The 7266-nt window shown below is 50.6% G+C and carries 5 protein-coding genes; 2 read left to right on the forward strand and 3 right to left on the reverse strand.

Features of this window, described 5'->3' with window-relative positions:
* Window positions 1–115: 115 nt before the first annotated feature.
* Both ABYT30_RS05200 and ABYT30_RS05205 read left to right on the forward strand, forming a co-directional pair.
* The gene (locus ABYT30_RS05200) at window positions 116–1243 is read left to right on the forward strand and encodes a GNAT family N-acetyltransferase/peptidase C39 family protein (protein WP_373078900.1); all 1128 of its coding nucleotides are present in this window, start codon (window positions 116–118) and stop codon (window positions 1241–1243) included.
* Entirely contained in the window at window positions 1236–2570 is a 1335-nt protein-coding gene (locus ABYT30_RS05205) for a flavohemoglobin expression-modulating QEGLA motif protein (RefSeq protein ID WP_373078898.1), read from the forward strand. Before ABYT30_RS05200 ends, ABYT30_RS05205 begins: the two co-directional genes overlap by 8 nt.
* Before the next feature lie 174 nt (window positions 2571–2744).
* On the opposite strand, the gene ABYT30_RS05210 is transcribed toward ABYT30_RS05205, so the two are convergent.
* The 3 genes from ABYT30_RS05210 to ABYT30_RS05220 form a co-directional block, all read right to left on the reverse strand.
* Window positions 2745–3590, reverse strand: a complete 846-nt coding sequence (locus tag ABYT30_RS05210; RefSeq protein ID WP_373078895.1) for an OmpA family protein — start codon at window positions 3588–3590, stop codon at window positions 2745–2747.
* 303 nt (window positions 3591–3893) lie between these two features.
* Window positions 3894–4175: a pyrimidine/purine nucleoside phosphorylase gene (locus tag ABYT30_RS05215; RefSeq protein WP_373078894.1), complete on the reverse strand. Its 282-nt coding sequence runs from the start codon at window positions 4173–4175 to the stop codon at window positions 3894–3896.
* Window positions 4176–4225: 50 nt separating this feature from the next.
* Window positions 4226–7266 (reverse strand): efflux RND transporter permease subunit (locus ABYT30_RS05220; protein WP_373095538.1); only part of this gene is annotated, 3041 nt, incomplete at its 5' end.

Genomic DNA, 7266 nt, shown 5'->3' on the forward strand with positions numbered 1-7266 from the left:
CTGTCGAACGAATACTCTTCTGTAGTGTCAGCTACAGCAACGATTTCTATTGGCTTTTCCCGCGCTAGCGGCCCACAATTCACTATGGCAACCCCGCCGTTAACAGGTCTGTACGATGAGTCTTATCCGCCCCGCCACCGAGAGCGACCTAGATGCCTTAGTGGCATTGGAAGATCGCTGCTTTAGTGGTGACAAACTATCGCGCCGCAGCTTTAAAAGCTTGATCAAACCCGGTGCGCACTTGACCTCGGTCATACTCGTCGACGAGGTTATCGCCGGTTACAGTATAGTGCTGTTCCGTACCGGCACCAGTTTGGCTAGGCTCTACTCTATTGCCCTTGACCCCGACTATCGTGGCCAGGGCCTTGCCAAAACCTTACTCGCAGACGCAGAGAGCGAGGCCGTGGCTCGGCACTGCTTATTTATTCGCCTTGAGGTGCGCAACGACAATCCTACTGCCATTGCCTTGTATCAAAAGCTTGATTACCACGTTTTTGACGATATTGCGGATTACTACGAAGACGGCTGTACCGCGCTGCGTTTTGAAAAGCGCCTTCACCCCGAAACCAGCCAGCTTCCTCATAAAGCGCCTGCTTATTACCGGCAAACCACCGAGTTCAGCTGCGGCCCCGCCGCACTGATGATGGCCATGGCGAATATTCAGCCCGAATACACCATGAGCCGCCGCGAGGAACTGCAGCTATGGCGGGAAGCCACCACCATTTTTATGACCACCGGCCACGGTGGCTGCTCCCCCCACGGCTTAGCCCTTGCGGCACTGCGTCGTGACTTTGGTGTGAGCCTGTATATCAGCAATACTGGCGTACCTTTTTTAGACAGCGTGCGCAGCAATGATAAACGCGAGGTCATCGAGCTTGTCCATCGGGATTTTGTCGAGCAACTCACGCATTTCCCCGCTACTATTGAAATTAACCCCTTGGGCCGCGGTCAGTTCCGTGAAATTTTGGAGCGACACGACAATGTGCTGGCATTGATCAGTACCTGGGCACTTAACCGCAACCGCGCGCCACACTGGGTATATGTGAGCAAAACCGACGAACACTTTGTGTATATTAGCGACCCTGACACTAATGACAGCCGCTGGCAGAGTGAAACCGATTTTATGCACGTGCCTATTAGCATCGATGCCTTCACCACCATGGCGAGTTTTGGTCGCAGTCGCCTGCGTTGCCTGATCGCGATTCACCCCCCAGTAAAGGAGCAGCCCCCTGCGCATGTCTAGTCAATCACTGAGCACCGCCGACCGCCACTACTGCGAATCCCTAAAGCGACTTTCTGAATCGCTGATTGCGATACAGAAACCTATTTTGATTCTCGACGCCATTAAATGGCCACAGAGTATTGAAACGCAATTCTTTGCCGACAAAGCCAGCAAACTGCCGGCGATTGATCGCAATTACTATTTAAAAAATGCCCTCAATTTTGAGCCCGAAAGTAAAATCAGTGAACTCAAATCACTGCGTAGCCAAGTCCATAAAGAACTGGGCAAGACAGACCCGCTGGGCAAAATTCTAGGTGAAACCATCGAGCAGTACTTGATTGTCATCGACATGGTGCAAAACCGTGGCACACCCCGCTTTATGGCCGCCAGCCGCGAGCTATACGGTTCTGCACGGGATCACCTGCGAGGCGACAAACTCAGCTTAATTGAACTGGGCCAGCGGCTCTGCCACATATTTTCGCTGCCGGCCGCCAAACACCTCGCCGCCGCCTACCCCAAGAATCTCAATGCAGAGGAAGCGGTACGCCAATTAGCGCAGCGCCTTGCGCCGTATTTCTCCGACAGTATTTTTACAGTAAAAGAAACCGACGGTATCGTCTCTGACGCCTCCGCTGGAGGCGACTGCATCAAGGTCAACACCCACTCTTCATTTTCTAGCCTCGATTTGCAGGTCCTAGAAGTACACGAGGGCTGGGTCCACGTTGGCACCACGCTCAACGGCCGCAACCAACCCTGGGCAACGTGGCTAAGCGTTGGTTCGCCGCGTATTACTGCCCTGCAAGAAGGCTTAGCAGTATTGATTGAAACGCTAACCTTTAGCTCATTCCCTGCCCGCGCTAGGCGTATTAGCGATCGAGTTGTCGCCATTGATATGGCCGAGAACGGTGCAGACTTCCTAGAGATCTACCGTCACTTTGTGAGCCAAGGGCTAAGCCAGCACGACAGCTATAAAATTGCCCAGCGGGTTTTCCGCGGCGGCATGGTAGAGGGTGGTAGCTGCTTTACCAAAGATTTGTCCTATGTGAAGGGTTTTGTGGAAACGGTGAATTTCATTCGCAGTGCGATTCTGTCGGATAAGCCGGAAATGCTGCCGATGCTCTTTGTGGGTAAAGTCGCTTTAGATGATGTACCGGTTCTCCATCACTACCAGCAAGCCGGTTTCATCGAGGCCCCGCGCTATTTGCCGCCGATGTTTCGCGACCTTAACGGCCTCTATGTGTGGTTTGGCTTTTCCAGTGGTATGTCGCTACTCGATTTAGCGCGTATTCAGGAGCACTTTAAAACATTGTTTGAGCAGACCATCGATGTGCATTCGCATTTAAAATAATGCTTATGCTCAAACAATTTTGCCGCGACGCGAAAACCTTGCAGCCAATAACGTCGCTAATAAGCACAAATACTGGGCGAATACGCTCAGCATCTGTGCAAAAAGGCATCGATTTAGCTCCCTGTCGCGGTAGAGCGCTAGTCAAATACCGCAATGGAATCCAAATAAAGGCGATTAACCGCCATACGGCGTTGTCGTTTGATTCGCTTTATAGGACGAGGTTGTTTGCCCGCCGTAGACTGGCGACTCCGTCGTTACATGCATATCAACCGTCGGCTTAACCACGATAGTGCCATTAACATCTTTATGGACGCTACAGCGATAATTGTAAGTACCGACTTGATCAAACTTCAAGCTATAGGTATTACCTAACCATGGGCTCGTCCAGATCCGCGAGCCCATCGCGCCGTCAAAGCTGATGTCGTGGGAGATTTCGTCATAGTTTACCCAGGTAATTTCCGCGCCGGCGGGCACTTCCAACTGCTGCGGTTTGGCGTGAAAAGTCGAGATATATACCTTGCTAGGCTTCGCCTTCGCCAAGACCAGTGTACCCACCAATTCAAGCTCAACCCGACGGTTCAAGGCCCGACCCTCAGCGGTGGCATTATCCGCTATAGGCTGGGTAAAGCCGTAGCCTTTAGGCACGAGTTGCGCAGGATTAACGCCAGCAGAAACCAAGTAAAATTTGGCGGAATTTGCGCGGTTCTGTGACAAGCTCATATTGTAATCGTAGGACGCATTATTATCGGTATGTCCCTCAATCGCGACTTTTATAGTCGGGTTTTCCTTAAGTTCCTTTGCGACTTGATCCAAAAAGTCCATTGCGGACGGCGTCAACTTCGCAGAATCGTTGTCGAAATGTACCTCCCGCAATATCAAAGAGTCGCCGGCCTTGCAGCCGTCCAACTCAAGTGGCATACCCGGTGCCGGCGACCGGCAACTCCCGCTTTCAGCACTTACCAATGGCGACGCTGCCAATATGGCTAATGTTAACGCTATCCCAACTCGTGTGTTTTTCATGTAACCCCCGTTACGTAATTGCTACAAACCTAGCTGACACTGCAATTCAGTTCGGTCCGTCTAATCGGTTAAACGACCCTTATGGGTCGCTGATAAAGTGGCGTTCCGTGCCAGCACCGCCAGCCGGTCTGCGAGTAGTGCGTAGCAAAATATGCGCCCACTTTCACAAGTTTGACGATTCGTGTCGCAATGACAGGCTTTACAGGGGGTACAACAAAGAGGGCGAGCTGAAGATGGCCAATTTTTAGCCACAAAAAAGGGTGTTTAAAACACCCTTTTTTGGATCAATCGCTGTATTAAAAATTAACCGTATATACAGAGATACGCAGTATTAACAGCTACCTTTAAATCGAAGTGATTATTGCCGGGCACATCGAAGCCCTCACCGGCAGCAAAAGTCTGCCACTCAGATTGACCTGGTAGTAACACGGTTAAAGCTCCGCTCATCACTTCCATTCGTTCTGCGGCCTCAGTACCAAAACGGTATTCACCGGGCGCCATAACTCCCACTGAAGCAGGCTTGTCTGCTGTCGCAAAACCCAGTGACTGAACGTTATTGTCGAAATAGCTATTGTGCTTAATCATGATGATCCCCAGAGCAGTAAAAAACCGCGCAATCATACGCGGCTATGCCGCTAGGCGCCAGCAGGCAGCTCATCCGCTACAACTCGATTAGACTTGGTAATGACCTGATGGTCTCGGCCGATGTACATATACATTGCGGGTACCACAAATAAGGTAAACAGCGTGCCGATGGTCATTCCCGAGCTAATCACCATACCTAATGAGAACCGCGACGCGGCGCCTGGCCCTGAAGCCATTAGCAGAGGCACCATGGCCATGACCAGTGCTGCTGTGGTCATTAGTATTGGTCTCAGGCGTATAGAGCTCGCCTCTTCGATCGCTTCGCGCTTAGACATGCCCTGTTCCTGTAGACGGTTGGCAAAATCTACGATCAAAATACCGTGTTTAGAGATAACGCCAATCAAGGTCACCAAGCCCACTTGGGTGTATATATTTAAGGTCATCCCCGAAAAATTAGTTAATTGCATACCATTGGTCATGGCGAAAATATTCAAGGTTAATAAGGCACCGCAAATTGACATCGGTACGGTGACCAAAATAATCAGTGGATCTCGGAAGGATTCAAATTGCGCCGCCAACACCAGGTAGATAATGATTAAAGCGAACCCAAAGGTCGCAAGTAGTGCGGACCCCTCCTGCTTAAATTGGCGAGAAGAGCCGGCATAATCAACTTGGAAACCCGCCGGCATTTCTTCGCTGGCAATTTGTTCCAACAAAGCCAAGGCTTCACCCTGCGATATGTCCGGACGCGGCACCGCCACGATGCTATTTGACAGCATCTGTTGCGCATGAGGAATAAAACGCGGCACCACCCGATCACGAATCGAGACAATGGTCGATAGCGGAATTAAATCACCACTCGCGGTGCGGGTATAAAACCCACCTAACTGAGCAGGGTTGAGACGTGACTCCCGCTCGACTTGGATAATGACTTTATAGGCCCGGCCCTGATAGGCAAATTTATTCACTTCGCCGCCAGCCATCATTGCCGCCAAATCAGCGCTCAGCGCACTCATATCGATACCCAAAAGCGCGGCTTTCTCACGGTTGATATCGAGTACGGATTCGGGACGATCTATATTCAACTGGCCCGCAACATAAAAGAAACGATTGCTCTTCGCCGCCCGTGCCACAATGGCATTGCCCACATCTGCCATGGTTTGTGGATCAGAGGTCGACTTCAGGACAAACTCAACAGGATAGCCCTGCCCCGGCGAGGGCAGCGCTGGCGGTTGAAATATTGCTGACCGCACCCCAGCCATACCGCCGAGCTTTACATTGATCTCATTGGCGATTTGCGTCATGGTTTTGTCGCGTTCGCTCCACGGCTTCGCAATCATGCCCATAAACGCCGAATTTGTGCCGCCACTCTCATTCGTACTGAAAGCAAAAACATGGTCTATCACATCATCGTCTAGGGCCATTTTTTGGCTGACCATGAAATAGCGTTCCAAGTGCTCTTTGGAAGCGTAGCCATCGGCCTCATTTAGGGCAGCAGCAAAACCAAAATCTTCGGCGGGGGCTAATTCAGACTGACTTGAGGTGAACAAAAAATAACAAGATACCAAGACAATTAATCCAAACACGCCAATAACATGGCGTTGATCTAAGGCGCCATGCAGCCCTTGGCGATAGCTGTGCCGCCACTGATTAAATTTGTCGTCTAGGTAAACCGCTAATCTATTGTTATTTTCGCCAGTATTCGACGCTGTCAAAATTCGCGAGCACATCATCGGGGTCAATGTCAGTGCTATTACACCAGAAATTAACACTGCACCAGCAAGGGTAAAGGCAAACTCAGTAAATAATTTACCGGTAATTCCCGTTAAAAAGCCAATGGGGGCATAGACCGCCACAAGGGTAACGGTCATAGTTATTACAGGGCCTACCAACTCCTGAGCACCAATGAGCGAGGCTTTTCGAGGCTCCAAGCCCTCTTCTATATGCCGATGAATATTCTCCAAAACAATGATCGCGTCATCAACCACCATACCAATTGCCAAAACCATCGCCAGTAAGGTGAGAAGATTGATGGAAAAGCCCATTAAGTACATGAGAAACAGCGCGCCGACCAAGGATAATGGAACCGTGATGGCGGGAATAAGCGAGCTGCGCATTGAACCTAGAAACAGAAATATAACCACGACAACGATTAACACTGCCTCGATCAAGGTAGTGCGAACATCTTTAATGGCGCTGTTTACGTAATTTGTTGAATCAAACGAGAGAACACCGTGCAGCCCTTCTGGCAAGGCCTTGAAAATACCAGGGAGGTGATCGCGAACCTCGGCGATGACCTCCAATAAATTGGCATTTGAGCGCACGTTTAAGCTAACAAAAATACTGTCTTCGCCGTCCCAAAACGCGCTGTGATCGTAGCTGTCTGCGCCCAAGGTGACCGTGGCGACGTCTTCTAAGCGCACCAGTGTGTTGTCTTCAGAGCGCAGCACCATTTTGCGAAATTCATCGACATGGTGTAAGTCCGTGCCCGCAGACAAACCAACCTTCACGTAATTGCCGTTGGTTTGCCCAACTACTGACAGGACATTTTGCTTGCGAATTTCCGCCATGACTTCACTGGCGCTAAAATCGTAGGCGACTAATTTTTCCGGATTTAGCCACACCCGCATCGCATAGTTTTTGGCGCCGAGTACATTAACTTTTTCAACCCCAGCAATCGCCGCCAACTCCGGCTCGACTACTCGAACTACGTAATCGGTAATCTGACTATCGCTAAGAATATCGGAATAGAAAGAAATATACATCGCGGCCGTGCTGCCGCCGTCTGCCAGCTGTATCACGGGGTCTTCCGAGCCCTCGGGTAATTGACTGCGCAGCTTGGCTACCTTAGATGAAATTTCCGTTAAAGCTTCGTTTGGGTCTTTATTAAGGCGCAGGTTTGCGGTAATTCTTGCGCTATTCTGCACCGAAGTGGACGTCAGAAAATCGATACCATCGGCCGAGGCAATTTCCCGTTCCAGCGGTGTTGTTACAAAGCCTTCCACCAAGGCTGGGTCGGCACCGGGATACGCAACGATTACCGAAATCTGAGCATTTTGCAGCTCAGGATATTCCCGCACCGTTAAGTCGA

It is taken from the genome of Zhongshania sp. (genome assembly GCF_041623545.1).
Lineage (GTDB): Bacteria > Pseudomonadota > Gammaproteobacteria > Pseudomonadales > Spongiibacteraceae > Spongiibacter.